General features: G+C 58.1%; 23 protein-coding genes and 2 pseudogenes. 17 read left to right on the top strand and 8 right to left on the bottom strand.

Translation table 11 applies throughout. From position 1 onward, the window contains the following. Positions 1-624: 624 nt before the first annotated feature. A complete protein-coding gene (locus DID98_RS36000; protein WP_185640919.1) occupies positions 625-786 on the bottom strand; it encodes a hypothetical protein in 162 nt (53 codons plus the stop codon). A gap of 144 nt (positions 787-930) precedes the next feature. Between DID98_RS36000 and DID98_RS33005 the strand changes: the two genes are divergently transcribed. The 3 genes from DID98_RS33005 to DID98_RS32995 all read left to right on the top strand — a co-directional run bounded on the left by DID98_RS33005 (position 931) and on the right by DID98_RS32995 (position 3,383). Further along, on the top strand, positions 931-1,689 hold the full coding sequence (locus tag DID98_RS33005) for an amino acid ABC transporter ATP-binding protein (RefSeq protein WP_124489746.1): 759 nt from the start codon (positions 931-933) through the stop codon (positions 1,687-1,689). A 59-nt stretch (positions 1,690-1,748) separates the two neighbouring features. After that, a complete protein-coding gene (locus DID98_RS33000; protein WP_124489742.1) occupies positions 1,749-2,957 on the top strand; it encodes a PLP-dependent aspartate aminotransferase family protein in 1,209 nt (402 codons plus the stop codon). A gap of 222 nt (positions 2,958-3,179) precedes the next feature. Beyond that, positions 3,180-3,383, top strand: coding sequence for a DUF1289 domain-containing protein (locus tag DID98_RS32995; RefSeq protein WP_124489741.1), 204 nt, complete (start codon positions 3,180-3,182; stop codon positions 3,381-3,383). Positions 3,384-3,526: 143 nt separating this feature from the next. Here the strand turns inward: DID98_RS32995 and DID98_RS32990 are convergent, their stop codons facing one another. After that, on the bottom strand, positions 3,527-4,309 hold the full coding sequence (locus tag DID98_RS32990; RefSeq protein ID WP_124489740.1) for an aldolase: 783 nt from the start codon (positions 4,307-4,309) through the stop codon (positions 3,527-3,529). A gap of 111 nt (positions 4,310-4,420) precedes the next feature. On the opposite strand from DID98_RS32990, the gene DID98_RS32985 reads away from it, so the two are divergent. Further along, complete coding sequence (locus DID98_RS32985) at positions 4,421-4,975, top strand: helix-turn-helix domain-containing protein (RefSeq protein ID WP_124489739.1); 555 nt, start codon at positions 4,421-4,423, stop codon at positions 4,973-4,975. A 69-nt stretch (positions 4,976-5,044) separates the two neighbouring features. On the opposite strand, the gene DID98_RS32980 is transcribed toward DID98_RS32985, so the two are convergent. Further along, a complete protein-coding gene (locus DID98_RS32980) occupies positions 5,045-5,992 on the bottom strand; it encodes a DMT family transporter (protein ID WP_124489738.1) in 948 nt (315 codons plus the stop codon). 408 nt (positions 5,993-6,400) lie between these two features. Here DID98_RS32980 and DID98_RS32975 point away from each other — a divergent pair, with 408 nt between their 5' ends. The 7 genes from DID98_RS32975 to DID98_RS32945 all read left to right on the top strand — a co-directional run bounded on the left by DID98_RS32975 (position 6,401) and on the right by DID98_RS32945 (position 12,365). Then, on the top strand, positions 6,401-7,000 hold the full coding sequence (locus DID98_RS32975; protein WP_124489737.1) for a helix-turn-helix transcriptional regulator: 600 nt from the start codon (positions 6,401-6,403) through the stop codon (positions 6,998-7,000). Positions 7,001-7,089: 89 nt separating this feature from the next. Then, on the top strand, positions 7,090-7,839 hold the full coding sequence (locus tag DID98_RS32970; protein ID WP_221622544.1) for a B3/4 domain-containing protein: 750 nt from the start codon (positions 7,090-7,092) through the stop codon (positions 7,837-7,839). A gap of 382 nt (positions 7,840-8,221) precedes the next feature. After that, complete coding sequence (locus tag DID98_RS32965; protein ID WP_124489736.1) at positions 8,222-8,995, top strand: ABC transporter substrate-binding protein; 774 nt, start codon at positions 8,222-8,224, stop codon at positions 8,993-8,995. A 62-nt stretch (positions 8,996-9,057) separates the two neighbouring features. Next, positions 9,058-9,747 carry an ABC transporter permease gene (locus DID98_RS32960; protein ID WP_124489735.1) on the top strand — a complete coding sequence of 230 codons (690 nt, stop codon included), beginning with the start codon at positions 9,058-9,060 and terminating at the stop codon, positions 9,745-9,747. Further along, entirely contained in the window at positions 9,744-10,457 is a 714-nt protein-coding gene (locus DID98_RS32955; protein ID WP_124489734.1) for an ABC transporter permease, read from the top strand. Before DID98_RS32960 ends, DID98_RS32955 begins: the two co-directional genes overlap by 4 nt. Before the next feature lie 21 nt (positions 10,458-10,478). Further along, the gene (locus DID98_RS32950; protein WP_124489733.1) at positions 10,479-11,246 is read left to right on the top strand and encodes an ABC transporter ATP-binding protein; all 768 of its coding nucleotides are present in this window, start codon (positions 10,479-10,481) and stop codon (positions 11,244-11,246) included. Positions 11,247-11,435: 189 nt separating this feature from the next. Then, a complete protein-coding gene (locus DID98_RS32945) occupies positions 11,436-12,365 on the top strand; it encodes a LysR family transcriptional regulator (RefSeq protein ID WP_124489732.1) in 930 nt (309 codons plus the stop codon). Positions 12,366-12,463: 98 nt separating this feature from the next. Here DID98_RS32945 and DID98_RS32940 read toward each other — a convergent pair whose 3' ends face one another. Continuing rightward, positions 12,464-12,796: an antibiotic biosynthesis monooxygenase gene (locus tag DID98_RS32940; RefSeq protein ID WP_124489731.1), complete on the bottom strand. Its 333-nt coding sequence runs from the start codon at positions 12,794-12,796 to the stop codon at positions 12,464-12,466. 326 nt (positions 12,797-13,122) lie between these two features. On the opposite strand from DID98_RS32940, the gene DID98_RS32935 reads away from it, so the two are divergent. The 5 genes from DID98_RS32935 (at position 13,123) to DID98_RS32915 (ending at position 19,104) form a co-directional block, all read left to right on the top strand. Then, positions 13,123-13,578, top strand: a complete 456-nt coding sequence (locus DID98_RS32935; RefSeq protein ID WP_124489730.1) for an Lrp/AsnC family transcriptional regulator — start codon at positions 13,123-13,125, stop codon at positions 13,576-13,578. A gap of 138 nt (positions 13,579-13,716) precedes the next feature. Next, positions 13,717-14,766 (top strand): homoserine dehydrogenase, encoded by a 1,050-nt coding sequence (locus DID98_RS32930; protein ID WP_124489729.1) that lies wholly within the window; start codon positions 13,717-13,719, stop codon positions 14,764-14,766. Positions 14,767-14,768: 2 nt separating this feature from the next. Beyond that, positions 14,769-16,184 carry an aldehyde dehydrogenase family protein gene (locus DID98_RS32925; RefSeq protein WP_260428129.1) on the top strand — a complete coding sequence of 472 codons (1,416 nt, stop codon included), beginning with the start codon at positions 14,769-14,771 and terminating at the stop codon, positions 16,182-16,184. 123 nt (positions 16,185-16,307) lie between these two features. Continuing rightward, a complete protein-coding gene (locus DID98_RS32920) occupies positions 16,308-17,837 on the top strand; it encodes an amino acid permease (protein WP_221622543.1) in 1,530 nt (509 codons plus the stop codon). 40 nt (positions 17,838-17,877) lie between these two features. Then, complete coding sequence (locus DID98_RS32915; protein ID WP_124489726.1) at positions 17,878-19,104, top strand: PLP-dependent aspartate aminotransferase family protein; 1,227 nt, start codon at positions 17,878-17,880, stop codon at positions 19,102-19,104. Positions 19,105-19,151: 47 nt separating this feature from the next. Here the strand turns inward: DID98_RS32915 and DID98_RS32910 are convergent. Then, positions 19,152-19,389: pseudogene (locus DID98_RS32910) on the bottom strand (transposase); the annotation flags it as partial. Between the two features lie 135 nt (positions 19,390-19,524). After that, the gene (locus tag DID98_RS32905; RefSeq protein WP_124572039.1) at positions 19,525-20,232 is read right to left on the bottom strand and encodes a hypothetical protein; all 708 of its coding nucleotides are present in this window, start codon (positions 20,230-20,232) and stop codon (positions 19,525-19,527) included. A gap of 261 nt (positions 20,233-20,493) precedes the next feature. Between DID98_RS32905 and sugE the strand changes: the two genes are divergently transcribed. Next, entirely contained in the window at positions 20,494-20,814 is a 321-nt protein-coding gene (gene sugE, locus DID98_RS32900) for a quaternary ammonium compound efflux SMR transporter SugE (protein ID WP_124489724.1), read from the top strand. Between the two features lie 435 nt (positions 20,815-21,249). Here the strand turns inward: sugE and rpoD are convergent, their stop codons facing one another. Next, positions 21,250-23,103 (bottom strand): RNA polymerase sigma factor RpoD, encoded by a 1,854-nt coding sequence (gene rpoD / locus DID98_RS32895; protein ID WP_124489744.1) that lies wholly within the window; start codon positions 23,101-23,103, stop codon positions 21,250-21,252. Positions 23,104-23,632: 529 nt separating this feature from the next. Further along, positions 23,633-23,971: pseudogene (locus tag DID98_RS35995) on the bottom strand (transposase); the annotation flags it as partial. Positions 23,972-24,048 lie beyond the last annotated feature (77 nt).

Below are 24,048 nucleotides of genomic sequence, written 5' to 3'. Positions count from 1 at the left end.
GGGTGTCGAATGCTACTGGCTCGTCCGCTCCGAGACTCTTCTTACGTTGTGCAAGTTAACAAGACGCCTGCTGCTCAAGCGTGATTTCGACAACGTATTCCTGCAGGAAGGTGTAGGGACTGGCATGTTGCCCGAGTTGCCGGTCTCCATGCTGACGAATATGGGCAACGAGCAACTGGTCCTATTTGGAGAGATGAAGCAATCGACGTGTTGACGTTCACCCAGAATTGACCCGTGGGGATGCGACTGTTTTCTTGGACTGATTTACGTTGCTAACCCGAGGCTTTCACGGTACTCGATGGGGCTGAGATAGCCAAGGGAGCCCTTGAAAAGGCGACCCTCGCTATGGCTGCCTCGATACTCACGGCGGCTTACTTCATGCTTCGGGACGGCGTCGAATACGCCGATCTCGGCGTCCCTTCGATCACCATGATGCCCAGAAAACAGTCCGCCGCCTGCTCAAACGCTTGGCCGACCTCGGCTGTCACATCAAGCCAGTTGCTGGCTAGCCCTTCCTCGTAGATCGAGAGCTAAGCCTTGCCTCGGCTTCAATCTCGGCAGTGAGGATCCGGCGGGCGCGTATAGCAGGGGCATCGCCGGGGAGCAGCACGGGCTTCAGGCTCATCAGGTCGGCGGTACCCAGCGATTGCCGATCGCGACCGCTGATCCATCCTGTTTGCGGTATAGAAGTACGGACTCGTTCAAAATGGTTCGATCGACGAGATCGTCCTGACCGAGGTCAGCGCCCCATCCGGCGCAGTACCACGTATTGCGAAGAAATTGCATTGGCGTCTCCTAGAGAATGTTATGTGCGTAATTCGACATCGAAGCGTATGTGTTCATCTCGGCGATCTATTTCGTTTTCTGCTATTCAATGTCCCGCTTCAGTCGGGCGCTCGAGGCGACTCTCTCGAAGGAGCACAAATGAGTATGGCATCTCAGGCGGCTTCGCCGCGCGACGCGATGATCAGCCTGCAAGGGGTGAACAAGTGGTATGGCGAGTTCCATGTCCTGCGTCAGATTGATCTTGTAGTGAGTGCCGGTGAGCGTATCGTGATATGCGGTCCATCCGGTTCGGGCAAGTCCACAATGATTCGCTGCATCAATCGGCTGGAAGACCATCAGCAGGGGCGAATCGTGGTCGACGGAACCGAGTTGACGGACGACCTGCGTCAGGTCGAGGCTGTCCGGCAGAAGGTCGGGATGGTTTTTCAGCACTTCAATCTGTTCCCGCATTTGACGGTGCTCGAAAATCTGACGCTCGGCCCGACCTGGGTGCTCAAGAAGCCGCTGGACGAGGCGCGCGAGATGGCAATGAAGTACTTAACGCGTGTGAGGATCCCGGATCAGGCCGAGAAATATCCCGGACAGTTGTCGGGCGGCCAACAGCAACGTGTGGCCATCGCCAGATCGCTGTGTATGCAACCCAAGGTGATCCTGTTCGACGAACCGACTTCCGCTCTCGATCCTGAGATGGTCAAGGAGGTGCTCGACGTCATGGTCTCACTCGCCGAGGAGAGCAAGGTCACGATGCTTTGCGTGACCCATGAAATGGCATTCGCGAGGAAGGTTGCGGACCGTGTGATCTTTATGGACCAAGGGCAAATCGTCGAGGAGAACGATCCCGAAACGTTTTTCACGCGACCGAAGAACGAACGCGCGGTGCAGTTTCTGAACCAAATTCTGTAACCTGGCCGGGACCGAGAGAGGGTGCTCGGAAACGGTCATTTCCACATGGACAGCATGCAATGAGCAAGAAGCACGATTACGACAAGATGGGCTTCATGACGAGAGCCATCCATCTTGGCTACGATGCCCAAGAGGCACACGGTGCGGTGAACGCGCCGGTCTACATGACATCGACTTACTCGTTCGACACGATGGCGGATGCGGAAGCGGTATTCGCCGGCGAGAGCGATCGATACGTGTACGGTCGGCAGCACAATCCGACGCAAGCGCTGCTTGAGGCTCGTCTGGCGTCGCTGGAAGGAGCTGAGGCCGCTCTTGTGACGGGTACCGGGATGGGCGCCATCTGTTCGACGTTGATGACGTTGCTTCAGTGCGGCGACGAAATCATTTCGCACCACACGATCTATTCGACCGCATCAAGCTATTTCGATGACGGGCTGCCTGGCATCGGTATTGGCGTCAGGAAGATCGATCTGATGAACCCGGACGAGTTCTCCGCGGCGCTAACGGACAAGACACGCATCGTGTACTTCGAAAGTCCCGTGAATCCGTCGGGCGAGGTGCTCGATATCCGCGCGATTGCAGACCGAGCCCGGGCCGCTGGTTTGCTCGTGGTGGTCGATTCGACATTCGCGTCGCCGGCGTTGCAACAGTCGATTTCGTTAGGTGCTGACCTCGTCATCCATTCGTTGACGAAGTACATTAACGGTCATGGCGACACACTTGGCGGCGCGGTCATCGGCAGCGCAGAAATGATCGACAGTATTCGAGCCAAGGGCATGCGATACATGACAGGCTCGAGCTTGTCGCCGATGAGTTGCTTCCTTGTCCTGCGCGGGTTGAAGACGCTGAAGATCCGGATGCGTCAGCATGGGGAAAGCGCACTCCAGATTGCAAAGCTGCTCGACCAACATGCCGCAGTGGCGACGGTATGTTATCCGTTTTTACCGACACACCCGCAGTACGAACTGGCACGGACGCAAATGAGCGCAGGCTCGGGGATGCTGTCGTTCGAGCTGAAGTCGGGCTTCGATGGCGCCACTAAGTTGATCGATGGCCTTACGATGATTGGCAAGGCGGTGAGCCTCGGAGATACCGAGTCGCTGATCACCCATCCTGCTGCACTTGTCGAGGCGCGGCAGCGAATTGTCCCGTCGGCGAAGCTCGCGAGAGGTGTGTCGCGCGGCATGATCAGATTGTCGGTCGGGCTTGAAGATGTCGAGGACATCTGGGCAGATCTCGAGCGCAGCCTAGGGCACCTGGTTTAGTCCGTTACGGCAGGGAACTCGTCAAGCGACAAGAGTCGCATCGTAACGTCGCTCGGCGTCGATGGCGCCGAACGTACGCTTTCTTGAGGCGCGGTCGTCGAGTTGACATGCCCGGACCCAATAGGCAGGGTATGGGTAATTACGCAAATTGCTGGCCTTACGCGTTACTCGTTCCCGAACATCGGAAGTCCCTTCCGGACTTACTGTCAGATGAGCCTTCAGATGACCTCTACTCTCCACGATTTACCCGTCAGCCCATGTATCGGCGTATGCTCGACCCTCTTCGACGATGTATGCAAGGGCTGCGGTCGCACAGCGGGCGAGGTGGCGAACTGGGTATTCTTGAACGAAGCGGAAAGAACGGCCGTTTGGAAACGCATCACCCTTGAAGGGACTGCAATGCGTTTTCGGGTCGAAAAGGTGTAATGCCGGGTTGCGGGACTACTCTGACGAAGTCGCGACCACACCGGCGCGATCATGGCGGCGGCAGATAGAGATCGATTGCCGGGCGCAGTGACTGGAACCCCGGTTGTTTGGGGCTCACAGATGGCAGAAGGAAGGGCTACGGCTTAGTCCAGACAGTCCGGATGATTGCGAAGCGCACGCCGAGCGTAATAACCAAACGTAACCGCATGGCGTTTAGGCGTTGACGTCCAGTCGTGCGCCTCCTTGGCAAGCGCTTGCGGGATGGGCTTGATTGTTCCCGCCTGCATCGCGGCCAGTTGCAACCGCGCAGCTCGCTCCATCAGAAGAGCAAGGATGCATGCCTCTTCGATCGTGCTCCCTGCAACGAGCATGCCGTGGTGAGCCAGCAGGATGGCCCGCTTGTCGCCGATCGCGGTTGAAATGATTTCCCCTTCCTCGTTTCCTACCGGCACTCCAGGCCATTTTTCAAGAAACGCGCAGTCCTCATACAGCGGACAGACGTCCATGTGCGAGATCTCGAGCGGGACTTCGAGCATCGACAGCGCCGACACGTGCATCGGATGGGTATGGATGATGCAGTTCACATCGCTTCTTGCGCGGTAGAGCCACGTATGAAATCGATTTGCCGGATTCGGCATCCCTTGACCATCGAGCGTCTTGAGGTCCGGGTCTACGAGCAAAAGATTTCCGGGTGTTATCTCGTCGAAGCCGCGGCCAAACGGCTGGGTGTAGTACGTATTCGGGTCATCCGCACGACTGGTGATCTGGCCGGCGAGCCCTGAATCGTGTCCGCCGTCGAACAATATTCGACACGTGAGCGCCAGTTTCTGACGAGCTGTCCAGGTATGCACGGCGACCTCGCTATCCATTTGAGCGAGTGATCGGGCGACGATCTCAGCCTTCGGTTCGTTCAGAGTATTTGCCATTACAGGTACCGGTCGAGTGGTCGGGCGCGTCCACATGTACAAACTCGTGACACGCCATGAAGTATATGACACGATGTGTCATCAGTTGACTATGTTTATTGGGAGCACCAGTTGGCTATACGCCTGAAATTACTTCGGAAGCAACTCGGGCTGAGTCTGCAGGCACTGGCAGAACGATCGGGCCTGACGAAGAGTTATCTGTCGAAAATCGAACGAGACATCAGCACGCCGTCGATCGCTGTTGCCATGAAGCTTGCGGAGGCGTTGGGGGTCGACGTCAATGACCTGTTTTCGACGAGCAATGCGGAGGCTGCGCTTACGATCGTCAGGGCTGGCGATCGTGTCGCGGTCGGCCGGGGAGACGATCCGCTGCAACCTGCCTATCACGTTATCTCGGCTCGTGGCGGGCATCGCGAGATGGTTCCCTTCATGATCACGCCGGGAAAAGACGTCGCGACGGCAGACTTCAAGGAGCACGAAGGCGAAGAATTTCTGTTCGTCCACCGGGGAACGGTGGAAGTCGATTTTGCGGACCAGAAGGTCGTGCTGTCGGTCGGGGACGCGGTGCACTTTGATGCGCGAATTCCACATCGGATCAGGTCAGTTGGGCGCGGAAAGGCGGAGGTGCTGATCGTGGTGGGCGGGAACAAGGTGCGAGCACGTTGAGCTTGTAACACGACGGGCGCAGCCGACAGAAAGCGAAATCGGCGAGGCCGGCCGCTCAATGCTTCATGTTTAGCTGACGAGCAAGCCGATCCCCGATAGTGCGAGCAGGACCCCCACCACGCGTTGCCACGTGAGCTGTTCACGAAGAATGGTCGTTGCCAGTACCACGGTTGTGAGGGGGTAGAGAGAGACAAGCGTCGCCACGATCGACAATTGCTGCCCATAGATCAGTGCGGACTTGTACAGCATCGTGCCGGAAGCATCGAGACAACCAGCGATGGCGATGAAGATCGCGCCGCGAAAGTCGGGGCGAGCTTCCAGGGTGACGCGATGGCTGAAGAGAGCCGTAATGACCAACAGAGACAGCGACACGGAGCGTGCCACCGCCAGTGACCAGAATCCCGCTTGCAGAGACACCTGCTTCAGGCAAATGTAGGTGGCTGCAATCCCGCTACCGGCGACAACAGCGAGAAGCAAGCCCTTGGTGAGTCGTGTCTTGTCTTCGGCATCGCTGTCGCCGTGTTCTGCGCCACTGACGATCACGACAGCCAGAGCGCCGAGGAGGAAGCCAATATAGGCCTGCAGGGACGGTCTTTCGTGCGCAACCAGCACACCGAACAGAACCGGTAAAACGATCCCGATCAACGCCGTTACGGGCGCGACCACCGCCATAGGTCCGATTCCAAGCGCCATATAGAGGGTTGGCAGCGAGATTGCGATGCTCACACCGGCTGCGGCGCTCCACCACCAGTCGGTTGCTCCTGCCATCTGCCCATGCGTCGCGATGGCCAGTAAAGCCGTGATCGCCAGCGCCGGGACCTGATTGAAGAGCATCACATACCCGATCGATACGCGACGCGTCGAGTAGCCGCTCAGAAAGTCGGCCGACCCGTAACAGACGGATGAGAGAAGCGCGAGTATCGAGCCCATTTTTTGCCAGGAAGGTTGAGAGGTCGTTCGACGCTGCGTGATCGAACGCGGTTGAACAAACTGAAACGTATCGGCCAAATAGTACAAGATATTGAACGTTAGTCAATCAAAATGACTTCGCCCGGACGTCGGGGATCAGGCTGGTCGGGGCCGATTTGGCTGAGGATATGCGTCTGCGCGGAATGCGTGACAGGGCTCCGATGGGTGGAGTGCGTCGATGGGGCGTTCGACTGGCTCGTATGCGGCCCGGACGAGCCGAAAGGCGAATGCGGCACATCCTTGAGCGTGGCATCCATAGACCGGACGAAGTCGATGGGCGTCCGAATGTGCAGCGGTTGGTCGCGGATCTATCTGTCGGGGGCGGATTGCTGATCTTGTCGGAGATTACTGCTTGCTTTCCTCGGGGCGCCGTGGCGAGCATGCACTGTTGGGCGCCAACAGTAATCTGCATGCGTGGTACATTATATTGATCTCACAACATGTACCGGTTCTCGCATGAACGACGTCGACGCCATCAACACCATCGTCGGAAGAAATCTGGTTGCGCAGCGGAAGGCTCGTGGGCTGACCCTGGATCAGCTGGCGCAGGCATCCGGAGTCAGTCGCGGAATGGTCGTCCAGATCGAGCAAGGCAAGACCAACCCTAGTGTCGCGACACTATGCAGGCTGGCTAATGCGCTTGTCGTGCCGATCTCCAAGCTGATCGAGACGGATTTGCGCCCCGCTGCGTACAAAACGAAACTTTCCGACGCCTCGGAGCTTTGGCGCGGAGCCGCTGGCGGACTGGGGCGTCTCATTACCGGTTTTGACGAGCCGTCCGTGCTGGAGTTCTGGGAGTGGCGCCTAAGTCCGCGCGAGTCCTACGATGGCATTGCCCATCCGCCGGGGACGAAGGAGCTCCTGTTTGTCACGACCGGCGCGTTGACCGTCACCGCGGGGCCGGTATGCGAAACGGTCGCCACGCAGGAAGCGCTGGTGTTCTCGGCGGACGTTCCACATCGCTATGCAAACGAACTGGACGAGGAGGTTGTCTTCATGATGGTGGTTGTCGAGCCACGGACAGCCGCTCGCGCAGGGGCGAGCACGTTCGGTTGATGTCATCAAACTGAACTAAAAGACAAATATATTGAACTCTCGATTTTTTCGGGCTATAGTCATTCCCAGCATGTACTTGGGAGTGTGCCGTGTCAGTCGAAATCGAAGATCCTGTAGCAACCGCGCTGGAGCAATTCCGTGTGTCGGATGCAATTGATGATGCGTACCCGGAAGCAACGATTGCCGTCATTGTGGCGCTCGGGCTGAACAACAGTCCGTCGAACGACGAAAGTAGCAAGGCGCTCGCCGATGCTGCAGCAGCCTTGCACACGGTCGTCGATGCAGACGGGCTCCGTGACCACCCTAAAATTGCTTGCTGGCACGATATCTACAAGCGTTTCAACGCAAAGCCGCGCAAGTATCCGTGTTCGGTCGAATCGCTTGCGCGACGGGCACTTCGGCCGGACTCGACTGTTCCGACGATCAACCGCTTGGTCGACTTCTATAACGCACTGAGCCTGCGTCACCTCGTGCCGATCGGCGGCGAGGATCTCGACACGCTTCAAGGCACGCTCGAACTGCGGCCGGCAACGGGGCGAGAGAGTTTCGACATTGCCGACGACTCTTCAGCTGACCATGTGATCGTGCCCGAAGGGGAAGTCATCTGGACGGATGATCTTGGCGCGACCTGCCGGCGCTGGAACTGGCGTCAAGGGCGACGTACGCGGCTCACGGAAGAGACGAAGAACGCCTACTTCATTATCGATTCCGCTGTTCCGTCGACTGGTGGAAAGGAGATCGTACAAATCGTCGAAGAGTTGATCGACATTCTCCGCGTTCACGCGGGAGCGGAGAAGATTGGCTATCGGCTCATCAAGGTCGGTAACGTGCCACTTTGAAGTACTAGACCCCGGCATCGTTGATTCCGGGGTCGAAATTGATGTTCCGACGATCGCTGGCCAGCGATTCTTCTGTATCAAGATAAATGGCGGCGGGGCCGATAGTGGTATGGCGACGTCGGCGCTCGAACGAAGCAGAGGTGCGGTGTAGCTCGAGCAGAGCTACATTCGAGCGCTACACGTTACGCTCCTGGGCAGTCTGCTATCCAGGAAACGAGGGAGTGAGCTGTAGAGACCAGTTATCCCGTATATTGCCGTGTAATTCGATATTAATAATTTAATTAGGCTTACGAAATTTGTGGTGGATAAAGGGGTAGTGTTGACCAGAAGCACCACTCCTTGTCGTGATGTACTTGAAAAGCAAAATTACCCGGAGACAGTCATGAAGAAGCTCGTTGCGTGCGTCGCGCTTGCCGTCGTTGCATCCAGTGCATTTGCGAAAGAGTGGTCGACAATCCGATTTGGCGTCGATGCGACCTATGCACCGTTTGAGTCGAAGAGCTCGGACGGGAAGGTCGTCGGTTTCGATATCGATCTCGGCAACGAGATCTGTGCGCGATTGAAGGCAAAGTGCGTGTGGGTCGAGAACGATTTCGACGGCTTGATCCCGGCATTGAAGGCGAAGAAATTCGACGGCGTGCTGTCGTCGATGTCGATGACGCCGCAGCGCGCGGAGCAGATCGCGTTCTCCGCAAAGTTGTATAACACGCCGACGAGACTCGTGACGAAGAAGGGCATCACGTTGGAGCCGACAGCCGATTCGCTGAAAGGAAAATCGGTGGGCGTCGAGCAGGGCACGATCCAGGAGACGTACGCGAAGACCTACTGGGCACCCAAGGGCGTGCGCGTCGTCGCGTACCAGAACCAGGATCAGGTTTATTCCGATCTGCTCTCCGGGCGACTGGATGCATCACTGCAGGATGCAGTGCAAGCTGATATCGGTTTTCTCAAGACGCCGCGCGGGGCTGCCTATCAGTTCGCTGGCGGAGATATCACCGATCCGAAGACGCTCGGCGAAGGGGCAGGTATCGGTCTGCGCAAGGAAGACGCTGACCTGAAGGCGAAGCTTGATCAGGCGATCGCCGACATGCAGAAGGACGGCACGTTCAAGAGGATAGAGCAGAAGTACTTTGCATTCGACATCTACGGGAACTGACCTTTTCGTGGCGCACACGGCAATGACCGTGCTGCGCCGCGTCTCTTTCTGGATACCCTGACATGTTTTTCCAAGGATTTGGTCCGCTGCTATGGACCGGCACGGTCGAGACCGTGAAGCTTGCGGTGCTGTCGCTCGCTGCGTCATTTGTACTTGGGCTACTTGGCGCTGCCGCAAAGTTGTCGTCGAATCGCGTGCTGGCAGCACTCGGTACTTTCTATACGACACTGATCCGTGCTGTCCCTGACTTGGTTCTGATGCTCCTGTTGTTCTACGGGATGCAAATTCTGCTGAACAACGTGACCGATATGCTCGGTTGGGACCAGATCGACATCGATCCGTTCGTCGCGGGCGTCGTGACTTTGGGCTTCATCTATGGCGCGTACTTCACTGAAACGTTCCGCGGAGCATTCCTTTCGGTGCCGCGCGGTCAGCTCGAAGCGGGCTTTGCATATGGGATGGGCGGCTGGCGGGTATTCCGACGCATCCTGTTCCCGCAGATGATGCGTTTTGCACTGCCGGGAATCGGCAACAATTGGCAGGTTCTGGTGAAAGCAACTGCACTGGTGTCGATCATCGGTCTCGCCGACGTTGTGAAGGCGTCGCAGGACGCGGGCAAGACCACGCTGGACTTCTTCTTCTTCACGCTTGTCGCGGGCGCGATTTATCTCGCGATCACGACAGTTTCGAACATCGTGCTGCATCACCTCGAGAAGCGTTATTCGGTCGGCGTTCGGAGGCTTGCACTGTGATCAGTCTCATCAGCCAATACTGGCAAAACTATCTGTACACGGACGGGTACGGCTTCAGCGGGCTTGCAGTCACCTTGTGGCTCCTGGTGATATCCATCGTGCTTGGATTCCTGCTTGCCATACCGCTTGCGATCGCCCGAGTGTCGTCCAATCAGTGGATTTCGCGGCCCGTGTGGTTGTACACGTACGTGTTCCGTGGTACGCCGCTCTATGTGCAGCTCTTGATGTGCTACACCGGCATCTATAGCCTGCAGGTCGTTCACGAACACGTGTTGCTCGACGCGTTCTTTCGCAACGCGATGAACTGCACGATGCTTGCGTTCATCCTGAACGAGTGCGCGTATGCGACGGAGATCTTCGCGGGCGCGATCAAAGCGACTGCGGCCGGCGAAATCGAAGCGGGCGTCGCTTACGGGATGTCGCGCTTCAAGCTCTATACGCGGATCATTCTGCCGTCGGTGCTGCGGCGCTCATTGCCGAGTTACAGCAACGAGGTGATCCTGATGTTGCACGCGACAACGCTTGCGTTCACAGCGACCGTGCCGGACATCCTGAAAGTCACGCGCGATGTGAACTCAGCCACCTACATGTCGTTCCAGGCCTACGGTCTCGCGGCGATTCTGTATGCAACCGTCGTCTTCGGGCTGATCTGGGCATTCCGAAAGCTGGAAGCCCGATGGCTTGCCTATCTCGCACCCCGCGGTCACTAAGCAATCAGGAAGGACACTCGTATGTACAAGCTTATCGTTGAGGATTTGCACAAGAAGTTCGGGGACAACGAGGTGCTCAAGGGCGTTTCGATGAAGGCGAAGGCTGGCGATGTCATCAGCATCATCGGCTCGAGCGGCTCGGGAAAAAGCACGTTCCTCCGTTGCATCAACTTTCTCGAGCAACCATGCTCGGGCCAGATTACGATCGGGACGGAACTGATCCGTACGACGCAAGACAGGCGCGGTGCGTTGCAAGTCGCCGACCAGAAGCAACTGCAACGGATGCGTACCAAGCTTGCGATGGTGTTTCAGCACTTCAATTTGTGGGCGCACATGAACGTCCTCGAGAATGTCATCGAGGCGCCGATGGCCGTGCTGGGAATCGGCAAGGACGAAGCCACGTCGCGCGCGCGAAAGTATCTCGAGAAGGTCGGCCTGCCCGCGCGTGTCGAAACCATGTATCCGGCACACCTGTCGGGCGGCCAGCAGCAGCGTGTCGCGATTGCGCGTGCGCTTGCGATGGAACCGGAAGTGATGCTGTTCGACGAGCCGACGTCGGCGCTCGACCCCGAACTCGTCGGTGAAGTCTTGAAGGTCATGCAGGCGCTGGCTGAAGAGGGCCGGACGATGGTCGTCGTTACGCATGAGATGGGGTTTGCGCGAAACGTGTCCAATCATGTCATTTTCCTGCACAAGGGAAAGATCGAGGAGGAAGGGAATCCGCAGGACATCCTCGTCAACCCGAAAAGCGAGAGACTGGGGCAGTTTCTTTCGGGGCGGTTGAAATGATTCTCACCCCGGTGCGGCTTCTTTCTGTACGAATGTGTGGGAGGCGGGAATCGGCCCCAATGCCGAATCCCGGTTATCTGCAGCGCTTTTCGATCGCGTGCGGCAGTATGGTTGCGACACTTTGGAAGGGGTGACGCAGGTATCGTTATGGCTTGTCGAGTCTGTCGGCGAGTGTGGTAGGAACAAGCGATGAATTCTGGCATCAAGGACGGATCCAGCACACAGGCGACAACGAGGGTTTTGCCATCATTGCAGGCGCTCGTGTGCTTCGAGGCGGCCGCTCGCCTCGAGAGTTTCAGTCGGGCTGCAGAATCATTGCACGTGACACACGGTGCTGTAAGTCGTGCAGTCCGGGTGTTGGAGGATGACCTGGGTGTTCAATTATTTGCTCGCCGAAACCGACGTGTTTTTCTCTCGCCGGATGGGCAGAGGCTGGCCGAGGCGGTGCGGCAGAGCTTCGATCGGATTGGGGCTGTGTGTCGCGAATTTCGCGAGCGAGACGGCGAGACCGTCTTGACGCTATCGTGCGAACCAACACTGATGATGCGTTGGCTGATTCCGAACATGACTTCGTTGCAGGCGCAGTTGCCGCAGTTCGAGCTGCGACTTGTTGCCGCATCCGGCCCAGCACTCGGAGACGGAATCGATTTGGCGATTCGCCGTAACGACGTTCAGTGGTCTGCGGATGTCGAGGCGACGTGCTTGTTTGCTGAAAGAGTGGGACCGGTATGTCGTCCGGAGTATGTGCCTGATTTTTTCGACGCCGCAGACGAGGGCTGGAGCCTCAAGGATTCTGCGACCGTGCTGCACACGAGAACACGGCCCGATGCTTGGCAAACGTGGGCGACCCTGGCCTCGCGTGCAGAGAATGCCGTTCCGGCAGTTGGCAAGGCCTTCGAACACTTCTATTTCAGCCTTCAAGCCGCTGCTGCAGGCGTAGGGGTCGCTATCGGCCCCTGGCAATTGGTGAGGCGCGAGATAGAGAGCGGCCTGCTCGCGGCACCGATGGGTTTTGTCGAGGACGGCTCTGCCTACTATTTGCTGGCGCGTACTCCCGTTGAGGAGAGTAAGGTCGGTCGTGTGGTGAGGGACTGGCTCTTGAATCTAGTATCCGAGTAGCACCCGTCACCTTTGTGACTGCGATGAGCTTTTCGCCGCTCAAGGGCCTGCTCCACTCGCCTCGCGCATGGGCGGTGGTTGCGCTACCCATGCGCAGGTCAGGAACCGTGGGAATTAAGTGGGGAGGGGCTTATCAGTCGATCATCGCCATACTCCCGCAGCACCTGCGCAATGACAACCCGATACCCGTCGAGCCAACGTGCCTGCTTCTCCTTGGCTTCAAGGTGAGCGGGATGTTTGACCAACCGCAATAGCGCCTCTTCGGACTCCCAGAAGTAAATGTTCTGGATCAGTCCGGCAGCGGTGTTCTCCCATGTCTCTTCACCCAGATATCCCGGGGTGCTGCGGGCGATCTCAGCGATCCGCTGATCGAGCGTGTGAAATTCATCGTCGTACTGCCCGGCCTTGAAAATAAAAGTGGAAGAGAACATTGGGCTTCCATGTGATGTGGATCCATTCGACCTGAGGAGGCGCATCCTGCCCCGCGCCGACCTCGCTCGTCTTAATGCTGAAAACCGTCATCCTCGTGTCGACCGGCTGGGTTGCCAGCCTGAGGAAATATCCGGCGAGCACGTTGCTCGTGCCGACAATCAAAATGCTAGCATAGATCAATATATTGCTCTACAATGAACTTCATATTGAACTGTTGGTGCGGTCGGAAAGTCTTCGTCGATGTCGTGCGGTCGCGTCGGGCGCTGTCCAGGGAGATCACCGGTCTGGCAGCCATCTGAATGTCTGGAGCGTTGCGAGCAAGATCATGAAGCGTGTACTGGACAAGGTCGACGAGAAGATCCTCGCGCAACTCGCGGAGAACGCGAGACTGTCTCATAACGATATCGCCCTCACGGTGAACCTGTCGCGCAACGCGGTGCGTTTGCGAATCGAGCGACTGGAGCGCGATGGCTTCATTCGCGGCTACACAATCAGGAAAGGATCGGCGACGCCGGAGTCCGAGCCCATTCGAGCCCTGATGTTCGTGTACCGGAAAGACCGTATGCGGGGCGGGGACGTATTGAAGTACGTGCAGTCCGTGCAGGAAGTCGTTACTTGCGACGTCATGAGTGGCGACCTGGATGTTGTCCTCCAAGTTGAAGCAGTCAGTGTTGATCGAATTCACAAGCTCTGGGACGAAGTATCCGCGCTTCCCGAGGTGCTCAATACCGTCACCTCATTCGTCCTGACCCGAACAAAAGGCAATCCGCACGGCGCCTGAACGCTTTCGCGTCCAAATCGAGCGTCCTGAACATTCGCGAGCAAATTGCTCGTCATTTCGTTCAAGCTGCCATATTTGGACTGCCAAGCATGTTCGATAACATTTTCGTCATCTTTCCACTACGACGAAGGTGCTGAAATGAGCGAATACAAGGTTGCATTGATCGGGTTTGGCGGCGTGAACAGGGCGCTTGCGCAGCTGGCAGCGGACAACAATGCCAAGTGGCAAAGCGAACTGGGCTTCCAGTTGAAGGTCGTCGGTATCAGCGACTTGCACCTGGGGTCGGTCGTTCGCCCCGAGGGCCTCGATCTGAACGTACTGCGCGATCTCCCGACGGAGAAAGGCGCTCTGGCGAAGCTGCCGGGTGGCGACGTCGACGCCGCTGCGGAACAGGTCATTGAGACGTCCGGAGCGGACATCGTGGCTGAAGCGACCTTCACCAATGCTGTCAATGGTGAACCGGCAACGTCGTACTGCCGGCTTGCGCTGAGCAAGGGTATCAGCGTTGTCACGACCAACAAGGGGCCGGTGGCCTTCCATGCGGAAGCATTGAAGCGCGAAGCTGCCGCAAATGGCGTGCATTTCGAATACGAAGGCTCGGTCATGAGCGGCACGCCTGTCATCCGCCTCGCAAAGGAACTGCTTGCCGGGTCCGAGCTGAAAGGCTTCGAAGGCATTCTCAACGGAACGTCGAATTTCGTGCTGTCGAGCATGGAGTCCGGCCTCAGCTTCAACGAAGCGGTCGAGAAGGCCCAGCGTCTTGGTTATGCGGAGGCTGACCCGACTGCCGATATCGAAGGGCATGACGTTCGCCTGAAGGTCGTGATCTTGGCCAACGAGTTGCTCGATGCAAAACTCAAGCCGGCCGACGTATCGTGCAAGGGCATCAGCGGCTTGACGCTGCAAAGCATCCACGACGCGGCTGCATCAAATGCGCGGTGGAAGCTGATCGGTAGCGCGTCCAAGCTGGCAGACGGCACGGTGCGCGCAAGCGTCGAGCCCAAACTGCTGCCGCTGGAAAACTCGCTGGCAGCGGTGGGCGATGCCATCAATGCCGTGACGTTCCGGACCGGCATGTTGGGCGATGTGACGGTGCGAGGCCCGGGCGCCGGCCGTGTGGAAACCGCATACGCGCTGCTCGCTGACATCATCAGCATCCACAAAGCGAAAGTCGCACAGGGGAAATGAACATGAACAACGTTGTGTTTCCCGCCACCGCGTCCCATAGCGTTATTGCTGTCAACAATCCGTTCGATGGCACCCAGGTTGGTACCGTCGTGAATATGCCGGCGGAGCGTGCTGGGTCCCTCATCGACATCGCTCGTGACGGTGCGAAGGTGTCTCGTGATCTGCCGCGTCATGAACGGGCCCGTATCCTTGAGACCTGTGCTGCACTGGTCGAGCGCGACAAGGAGGCGTTTGCCGAGCTCATCGTGGCCGAGGCTGGCAAGACGCTGAAGCAGGCACAGAAGGAAGTGCTTCGTTGTGTCAATACGCTTAAGCTGTCGGCCGACGAGGCTCGCCATAACGGCGGGGAGGTCGTGCCGTTCGCTTCGTACGTCGGCTCGGAAAACCGTCAGGGCTGGTTCACGCGCGAACCGCTGGGCGTCATCGTTGCCATCACGCCGTACAACGATCCGCTCAACCTGGTTGCTCACAAGCTGGGGCCGGCGATCGCTGGCGGCAACTCGATCGTGCTGAAGCCGTCAGAGCTCGCACCTTTGTCTGCGATCAAGCTGGTCGACTACTTGAACATCGCCGGCTTGCCGTCGAATGTCATCTCGATCGCGACTGGCGGTCCGGCCCTGGGCGAAGCGCTCGTTTCCGCTCGCGATGTACGGATGATCTCGTTCACGGGTGGCTTCGTGACGGGCGAAAAGATCGCACGCTCTGCTGGTGTGAAGAAACTCGCGATGGACCTCGGCGGTAACGCGCCCGTCATCGTGATGGACGACTGCGATCTCGAGGACGCTGTCGAATCGTGCGTGTCAGGTGCTTACTGGGCTGCAGGCCAGAACTGCATCGGCACGCAACGGATCCTCATCCACTCGCGAATTTACGACGCATTTAAGGAGCGCTTCGTTACGCTTACCCAAGCGTTGAAGACAGGCAACCCCGCGCTGCCGGATACCGATGTCGGCCCGATGATCACGGCTCAAGCCGCGCGACGCACCGAAGGTGTCGTCAACGATGCAATTCGTCAGGGCGCGAAGCTGCTGTGCGGCAACGTCCGTGACGACTCGGTCTATGCGCCGACCGTTCTCGAGGACGTGAGCTTCCAATGCGATCTGTGGACTCAGGAAATCTTCAGCCCGGTCGTTGTGCTGCAGAAGATCGACTCGATCGATGAAGCACTGGACTTGGCGAATCGCCCGGAGTACAGCCTGCATGCCGGAATCTTCACCAAGGATCTGGAGATCGCCCTGAAGGCGGCCGACAAGCTCGAGGCAGGCGGGGTCATGATCAACGACTCTTCGGACTATCGCTTTGATGCAATGCCGTTCGGCGGCTTCAAGTATGGGAGCCTCGGACGTGAAGGTGTGCGATTCGCGTACGAGGACATGACGCAACCGAAGGTTGTCTGCATCCGCAAGACGGGGCGTTGATTTAATGCAGTAAATGTTTGCCCCAACGGCTCACCGTAAATGGTGAGCCGCTTTGCTTGCAAACGGAGCTCGATCCGAATCGCCGGTCGAGCTCCGGAGACACACCGGAAGGAGACAATATTAGTGATTTCGAATATTCGCGCCAATCAATCGAGAGCTGAAGCGTCGCGCTCGGCGGTTTCAGACGTGCAGCTGGGAAGCGAGGATCAAGGCTACCAAAAGACGTTGCGGCCACGTCAGGTACAGATGATCGCCATTGGCGGCGCGATCGGAAGCGGGCTGTTCATGGGGGCGGGTGCTCGCTTGGCAGAGGCAGGACCGTCGTTGGTTCTTGTGTACGCGGTGTGCGGATTCTTCGCTTGGTTGATCATTCGGGCGCTGGGAGAGCTGGTGATGTACCGGCCGACAACCGGGTCCTTCGTTTCCTACGCTCGCGAGTTTTACGGTGAGAAGCTGGCCTATGCGGCTGGCTGGATGTACTGGACCAACTGGGTGACAGTTGCAATTGCCGATCTGACGGCCATCGCGTTGTACATCGGCTTCTTCAAAGCCTATGTGCCGTTCCTGGATGGCATACCGCAATGGGTATTGGCACTGGGAACCCTGGTCTTCATCACATCGTTGAACTTGCTGTCGGTCAAGATTTTTGGCGAGCTCGAGTTCTGGTTCTCGTTCGTGAAAGTGGCGACCCTCGTGTTGTTTCTTTGTGTCGGGAGCTACATGGTGCTCTTCGGTACGCCACTTCCAGGGCATTCAGTCGGGATCACGCTGATCAACGATAACGGAGGGTGGTTCCCGCACGGTGTGCTGTCCGCCATCGTGATGGTGCAGGGCGTAATCTTCGCGTACGGCAGCATCGAGCTGATCGGCACTGCGGCTGGCGAAGCAAAGGACGTCAAGACGGTCATGCCGAAGGCAATTCGGGCCGTGCTGTTTCGAATCGTCGTGTTTTACATTGGGTCGGTCCTTCTCCTTGCGATGTTGTTGCCACACACCGCCTATCGCGCCGGCGTCAGCCCGTTCGTCACGTTCTTCGGCTCGATTGGCGTGCCGGGCGCGGACGCGATCATGAACCTCGTTCTGGTGACCGCGGCGCTGTCCTCCGTCAACGCTGGCATTTATTCGACTGGCCGCATCTTGCGCTCGCTCGCGATGTCCGGTTCGGCACCCGCATTCCTTGCGAGGATGAATCGTCAAGGTGTGCCGTTCTCGGGAATCATGCTGACCACCGCTGCGTCGTCCGTCGGCGTCCTGATGAACGCACTTGTTCCCGGCCAAGCGTTCGAGATCGCAATGACGCTGACTGCGGTGCTGCTGATCGGCTCGTGGGCAACGATCATTCTGTGCCAGATCAAGCTGTGGAAATGGTCGCGAGACGGATTGGTCGACCGGCCCGAATTCAGGATGGCGTTTGCCCCGTACAGCGGTTACGCGACGCTTGCGTTCTTCGTGTTCATTCTGGTGCTGATCGGACTCGACTACCCGGTCGGGACCTTCACCATCGCGTCCGTTCCCTTCTACGGTGCGGTGCTGGTCGTGGGCTGGTATCTGGTCCGCAAGCGCGTCAAGGCCATTGCAAACGGCGAAGTGACTGTCAGTGGACAAGCCAAGTCGCGCGAATACGGCGGGCAGGCATTGGCGTCAAACGACTAACCCGGGAATGCATTCCCGTTCATTGTGTAACAGGTGGAACATGTCAAACAATAGTAAGCAACAACGCCCGGACAAGGGGAATCTGTCGACCCTGTCGTTTTCGACTCAGGCGGTCCATGGCGGCAACGTAGCCGACGTGACGACGGGCGCGGTTCGTACACCACTCGTGATGGCGAATTCGTATCTCCTGCCCGAAGATCCGTCGACCATGGACTGGTCGAGCCCCGACGGGCTGACGTACACGCGCAATGCCGGCCACAACCAGGTCTGCCTCGAGAAGAAGCTGGCTGCGATGGAGCACGGTGAAGAAGCAGCCGTGTTTGCTACTGGCGTCGCAGCGCTTCACGCGATCTTCTTCACGTTCCTGAAGAGCGGTGATCACGTGGTGCTCGGTGACGTGACCTATGAAGCGGTGTGGCGGTTGTTCGCGGAGCTTTTGCCTGAGCGGTACGGGATTGAGGCGACGTTTGTCGACATGGGCGATCTCGCGGCCGTCCAGGCAGCGATGCGCCCGAATACGAAGCTCGTCCATACGGAGACGATTGCGAACCCGACGACCAAGGTTGCGGATATCGAAGCAGTAGCGGAGATCGCGCATCGTGGTGGCGCGATGTTGTCGGTCGACGCGACGTTTACGCCGGCGCCGATGTATCGGGCCGCAGAGCATGGCGCCGACTTTGTTGTTCATTCGTTGACCAAGTATATCAACGGTCACGGCGACGCGATGGGCGGGGCCGTGATCGGTCGCTCTGCGTTGATCCGCGAGCTGAAGCACAACGCTCTTGTCGATCTGGGCGCGACCATCTCGCCCTTCAACGCCTGGCTGATCATGCGCGGCTCGGTGACCTTGCCGCTACGTTTCGAACGCCAGCTGTCGTCGGCAAAAAAGGTTGCAGCCTTTCTCGACGCAGATCCTCGCGTGGCGTATGTGATGTTCCCCGGGCTCGCGTCGCACCCGCAGCACGAAGTGGCGGTTCGCCAATTCGGCGGCACGAACTTCGGTGCGATGATGGCATTCGCCGTCGAAGGTAGCCCGGACGTTCAGAACCGCTTTGTCGCGAACCTCCGCGTGGTTACCTCCGCAGTATCGCTCGGGCATGACGAGACACTGATCGTTCACGTCGGTGGCGATGGCCGAGGCGGGGCAGAAAAGTATCCCGCCGAATTCCAGAAGTACGGTCACCTGCGCCTCTCGATCGGCCTCGAAGATCCGGACGATCTCATCGCAGATATCTCCGCGGCGCTGGACGCGACGTTTGCGAAGTAACTGATCCGACCGATAGCGCTCCGCCATTCAGGCGGAGCCGCTTGGCGCGCATCCTCCAGCCCTTCGTCCGACAGGCTGTACCACTGCTGCAGGAAGTAGATTCGAAGCATCCGCTCCAGACCGATCGGCGGGCGGCCGCGAGTTCCTTTCGGGTAGTACGGCTCGATTGCCGTCAGCAATCGCGACCACGGCACGAGCTTCCATCTCGTCCAGGAAACGCCGACGCTGGGTCACACGCTTCTTGCCCGCGCTTTCCGCTTCCGCGAAGCTCATTTGCCGTTTCATCGTCGTGGGCTTGTTCCGTGAACTATCTTCTGCAACGTCCTCGGCTGCACCAGCGATGACCACCGGGCCGGATAAATCAGTGTTTCCCTAGCAAAGTCCCGAAGGCAACGCCAAGGTCTTCGCGCTCAAATTTGCTTACAGATAAAACGGTCGACTGATCTTTAGTCCGATAACCCGTCGGATTTTATTGAGAGCGTTCACGACCGACTCGTGATAGGTCAGCTTGTCTAGCAGAACGGGCGTGAAGCCGATCGTCCCGGAGTCTGTCGGTATTGGGAATGGGCGTTCAATGCCGTCGTCAGACTCAGTCACGATTGCTGTTCCTGAAACGTCGACCAAATTCATGAAAAGATACAGTGGCGCCGGCAGTTCGAGTTGGCTAATGAGTTGTTTGACTGTTGTGGGAAGTTCCTTCAATAGCTGCAACTCGTAGACGCCCGGCCACCAGGTCCGGGATTCAGTCAGCCACGGACCCACGTGCAATACGCCTACCATCTCGATGGATTTCCTACCGTCGATGTAGACATATCCGCTGTATTTGCCATCGCTGTCTGGGGTTGACTTGGCTAGCCAGCCGTTCTCATACGGTTCAATGCTGCTCAGCATCACATTGGCCGGCCGCATTGCAAGCAGCAGGCCGGACAGGTTGGCCTGCAGCGGGTAGCCTGGGTTCACTCCATCACTCTTTCTGTCACTCGAGATTCTTCCAATCCACTTCGGTCCGTCTTGCAGTGGAATCGGCGAGCTGCCTGCCAGGATGGCAGCAGCACGGCGATTTGCCTCTTCTTCCATGTTGGTTAACGTATCAACCATCGTTTGCCTCAAATCCGGTACAAGTGCCACGGACTAATTCGGTCCGACAGCGCGATTGAGCATGAATGCCGAGCGCTCTGCATCGTCACGCGAAGTCATTATAAAAAATCGCAAATATGCAGAAAAGCGACAAAATCTGACATTCATGGTGAGTTGAACTCACATGTTTTCATTGTGCTTAACGGGCTGCTAGACTCTTCTCGTGTGTGGACGACCTCACATCGGGTGCAAGAGGGTCCTTGTGCTCGTCCATTTGTCGGGGACGACCCCGTTCTTTACGGAGTATTCCCGTTGCATTGGTTTCTTCTCGTTATCGCTGGTTTGCTTGAGGTCGCTTGGGCCACTGGCCTCAAATCATCCGAAGGGTTCACCCGACTTTGGCCGTCGGTGTTCACGGTCGTTACGGCGCTGGGTAGCTTCTGGCTTCTTGCAGTTGCCATGCGCCATTTGCCGCTCGGCACGGCCTATGCCGTATGGACCGGTATCGGAGCAGTAGGTGCATTCATACTCGGCATCGTGATGATGGGCGAGGCTGCCAGCGTCGCTCGCATAGCCAGTGCCGCGTTCATCGTGCTCGGAATTGTTGGTCTCAAGGTCACGTCTGGCGCGTAATCGAATTTGCCGCTTCGCGACTCTTCTTCAGAGTCAATGACCGGAGATCAGAGGGCTTCGGAGCCCTCTGATTTTTCTGTTTCTCTGTTGGTGGAAATTGGATCAGCCTCAGTAACAAAGCTGCGCTCGGACAGGCCAAGACTAGCCGACCCTCGTCTTAGTTGAAACGATGTCCGTGAATCACACATGTCAGGAGTGCAGCTAGCAAATTTCCGCAAACCGCTGGGTGTCGCAACGCAATCAACGACCGCGGTCCTCCACCTCGACGAACAGCCGCATGCCTTTCTGTATGCACTCCCAACCACACGGTATCGCCTCCTTAATCCCTCTGACCGCGCTCCATCATGCGACGACATCCCGGATCAATCATGCGTGAACGCTGCGGGGCTGGAGTAGGGCGTCGAAAGAGCGGGCGGCACCCGCCTCCGCCTTGGCTCAACGCTCGAGGAAGGGCCTCAACTTGTCCGCGCGGCTGGGGTGCATCAGCTTGCGCATCGCCTTGCTCTCGATCTGACGGATCCGCTCGCGCGTCACGTCAAACTGCTTGCCGACCTCTTCGAGCGTGTGATCAGAGGCCGTGTTGAGCCCGAATCGCATCCGAAGAACCTTGGCCTCACGCGGCGACAGCCCGTCGAGCGCCTCGTCGATCGCCGCACGCATGTTCGCGTGAATCGCGGCCTCGGCCGGTGAACTCGCGGAGGCATCCTCGATCATGTCGCCGAGCGTCGCGTCGGCATCGTCGCCCACCGGGGTCTCGAGCGACACAGGTTGCTTGGCGATCTTGAGGATGCTGCGCACTTTCTCCTCGGACATCTCCATGCGCTCGGCGAGGACAGCAGGATGCGCTTCCTGGCCGGTCTGTTGCAGGTATGCGCGCGAAATCCGGTTTAGCTTGTTGATCGTCTCGATCATGTGGACCGGCACGCGAATGGTGCGCGCCTGATCGGCAAGCGCACGCGTGACTGCCTGCCGGACCCACCAGGTCGCGTAAGTCGAGAACTTCCAGCCGCGCCGGTATTCGAACTTGTCCACCGCCTTCATCAGGCCGATGTTGCCTTCCTGGATCAGATCCAGGAACTGCATGCCGCGGTTCACATATTTCTTGGCAATCGAGATGACGAGACGAAGGTTCGCTTCGATCATCTCCCGCTTGGCCTGCCGCATTTTCAACTCAGCGGCACTCATCTGGCGGTTGATCTGCTTGAGCTGCTGGAGTGGCAGCGAGATCTTAGCCTCTATGTCGATGAGCTTCTGTTGCCCGGCCTGGATGGCTGGCAGATGCCGCTCGAGTGCCGCGCCACACTGTCGCGAAGTCGCCGCCGTGCGGCTGGTCCATTCAAGGTCGGTCTCATGGCCCGGAAACAACTCGACGAACGCCTCGCGTGACATGCCACAGCGATCGACGGCGATCGTCAGGATGCTGCGCTCGATTGCACGGACCTCGGTCACCTGTTCATGCACGCTGGCACACAGGCGATCGATCGTTTTGGCGGTGAAGCGGATCGGCGCGAGTTCGCGCTGGATCTCGGCGCGCACGTGCGCAACGGCTGCGGAACGCGCTTTGCCGGTAACGGGCGCATCCGGCAACTGGTCGAACAGGGCACGCACGCGCGCGAAAATCGCAAGGCTGTCGTTTGTGAGATATTCGAGGCGGGCCGCGTTCGCTTTCTCAGAATCCCCGGTGTCCGCGTCCACTTCGTCGCCGTCCGTGTCATTGTCGGAGGCGTCTTCTTCCACCTCGACGTCATCGGACTCCAGGGGCACGTCCCCTTCTTCCGCGGCGTCGCTTATGCCATCGACCAGTTCGTCGATACGCAGTTCACCGGCAGCGATGCGGTCCGCATCGGCAAGAACCGTCGACACGACCGACGGACACGCGGCGATCGCCTGAATCATGTCCTGCAGGCTGCCTTCGATACGCTGTGCGATCTCGATTTCGCCAGCGCGTGTCAGCAACTCGCTGGCACCCATTTCACGCATGTACATCCGGACCGGATCGGTCGTGCGGCCGAATTCGGAATCGACGGTCGACAGTGCGGCTTCCGCTTCCTCGTCCGCCTGATCATCGGATGCCGCGGCCGGCGCGGCGTCGCTCAGCAGGAGCGCTTCCGCGTCCGGCGCCTGCTCGTAGACGGCCACTCCCATGTCACTGAACGTGCTGACGATCGTTTCCATCGCAGCTGTTTGCGTAAAGTTGTCGGGCAGGTGATCGTTGATGTCCGCGTGGGTCAGATAACCGTATACAAAACACAGGGGAAAACCATGACGCCTAGTATCGAGTGGCGCCATCACCGAAACTGGAGGAATCGGTGCCGGAAATATTTCCACGAAACGATCGATGCATTTCTGAACAATTATCAAGAGGGGCTGCCGTTCCGTAAGATGAATCTGCATTCGTGTGCGCTTTGTGTCAGGACGTCTCGCAAATAGTTCCAGACTTCCGCACTGTTGCTTGTGCCAGACTGGGCCACTGCTTCAGTTGACGCATGCTCGAATCTTCGACATAGCTTGCAAAGGACGCGAACCGGAGACGTCAACGCTAGGTACCTCGCGAATCAGGTAGTCGTCGAGATTCTTATCGACGAGCCACTTGGGCGCGGACCGTTGGCTAACCATGCCGTCAGACAGGCCGAACAGGAAAGTGTGGCCGTCATCGTCTCGATGCTCGTAGCGCTGAATCGCTGATTGCCAGGTTATGACCTCACCCTTGTATTCGAAGATGCGTTCCCCGGTGCGAAGGAGTTGAGCCGCGAAAACAGAGGTGGTCTCGCTCGTTCGGACAGTTTTCTTAGATTTTTAAGTGGAACGTCCGAGGCAATCATGCTGCCGATTTGATCGCAGGCAGCGTCGCGAAGTATGCCTCATCGGGCGTCCGATCCGCCAGGCTCGAATGCGGCCGTCTCCGGTTGTACAGATCGATGTAGTCGTCGATGGAGCGTCGGGCGTGGCTGACCGACTCGTACGCTTTCAAATAGACTTCTTCGTACTTGATGCTGCGCCAGACTCGCTCGATGAACACGTTGTCGCGCCAAGCCCCTTTGCCGTCCATCGACAACCGGACCTGTCGGCCCAGCACGGCGTCGGTGAACGCGCCCGCCGTGAACTGACTGCCCTGATCGGTGTTTACGATGTCCGGCAGTCCGTAGCGGGCGAACGCTGTTGATTTCCACCGAATCTTGACCCACCGTTTTCATCTAAATCTGACCCACCCCGAGACAGCGTAGTACATCTATT

The organism is Burkholderia sp. Bp8984 (genome assembly GCF_003853755.1).
Classification (GTDB): domain Bacteria; phylum Pseudomonadota; class Gammaproteobacteria; order Burkholderiales; family Burkholderiaceae; genus Burkholderia.
This window is presented reverse-complemented; position numbering and strand designations above follow the sequence as displayed.

Bases quoted from the DNA above. Each gene is read 5' to 3' on its own strand.
- DID98_RS32915 (WP_124489726.1), top strand. From the start codon at position 17,878: ATGTCAAACAATAGTAAGCAACAACGCCCGGACAAGGGGAATCTGTCG.
- DID98_RS32950 (WP_124489733.1), top strand. From the start codon at position 10,479: ATGTACAAGCTTATCGTTGAGGATTTGCACAAGAAGTTCGGGGACAAC.
- DID98_RS32930 (WP_124489729.1), top strand. From the start codon at position 13,717: ATGAGCGAATACAAGGTTGCATTGATCGGGTTTGGCGGCGTGAACAGG.
- DID98_RS32945 (WP_124489732.1), top strand. From the start codon at position 11,436: ATGAATTCTGGCATCAAGGACGGATCCAGCACACAGGCGACAACGAGG.
- DID98_RS32960 (WP_124489735.1), top strand. From the start codon at position 9,058: ATGTTTTTCCAAGGATTTGGTCCGCTGCTATGGACCGGCACGGTCGAG.
- DID98_RS32940 (WP_124489731.1), bottom strand. From the start codon at position 12,796: ATGTTCTCTTCCACTTTTATTTTCAAGGCCGGGCAGTACGACGATGAA.
- DID98_RS32965 (WP_124489736.1), top strand. From the start codon at position 8,222: ATGAAGAAGCTCGTTGCGTGCGTCGCGCTTGCCGTCGTTGCATCCAGT.
- DID98_RS36000 (WP_185640919.1), bottom strand. From the start codon at position 786: ATGCAATTTCTTCGCAATACGTGGTACTGCGCCGGATGGGGCGCTGAC.
- rpoD (WP_124489744.1), bottom strand. From the start codon at position 23,103: ATGGCGCCACTCGATACTAGGCGTCATGGTTTTCCCCTGTGTTTTGTA.
- DID98_RS33000 (WP_124489742.1), top strand. From the start codon at position 1,749: ATGAGCAAGAAGCACGATTACGACAAGATGGGCTTCATGACGAGAGCC.
- DID98_RS32935 (WP_124489730.1), top strand. From the start codon at position 13,123: ATGAAGCGTGTACTGGACAAGGTCGACGAGAAGATCCTCGCGCAACTC.
- DID98_RS32990 (WP_124489740.1), bottom strand. From the start codon at position 4,309: ATGGCAAATACTCTGAACGAACCGAAGGCTGAGATCGTCGCCCGATCA.
- DID98_RS32975 (WP_124489737.1), top strand. From the start codon at position 6,401: ATGAACGACGTCGACGCCATCAACACCATCGTCGGAAGAAATCTGGTT.
- DID98_RS32995 (WP_124489741.1), top strand. From the start codon at position 3,180: ATGACCTCTACTCTCCACGATTTACCCGTCAGCCCATGTATCGGCGTA.
- DID98_RS32925 (WP_260428129.1), top strand. From the start codon at position 14,769: ATGAACAACGTTGTGTTTCCCGCCACCGCGTCCCATAGCGTTATTGCT.
- DID98_RS33005 (WP_124489746.1), top strand. From the start codon at position 931: ATGGCATCTCAGGCGGCTTCGCCGCGCGACGCGATGATCAGCCTGCAA.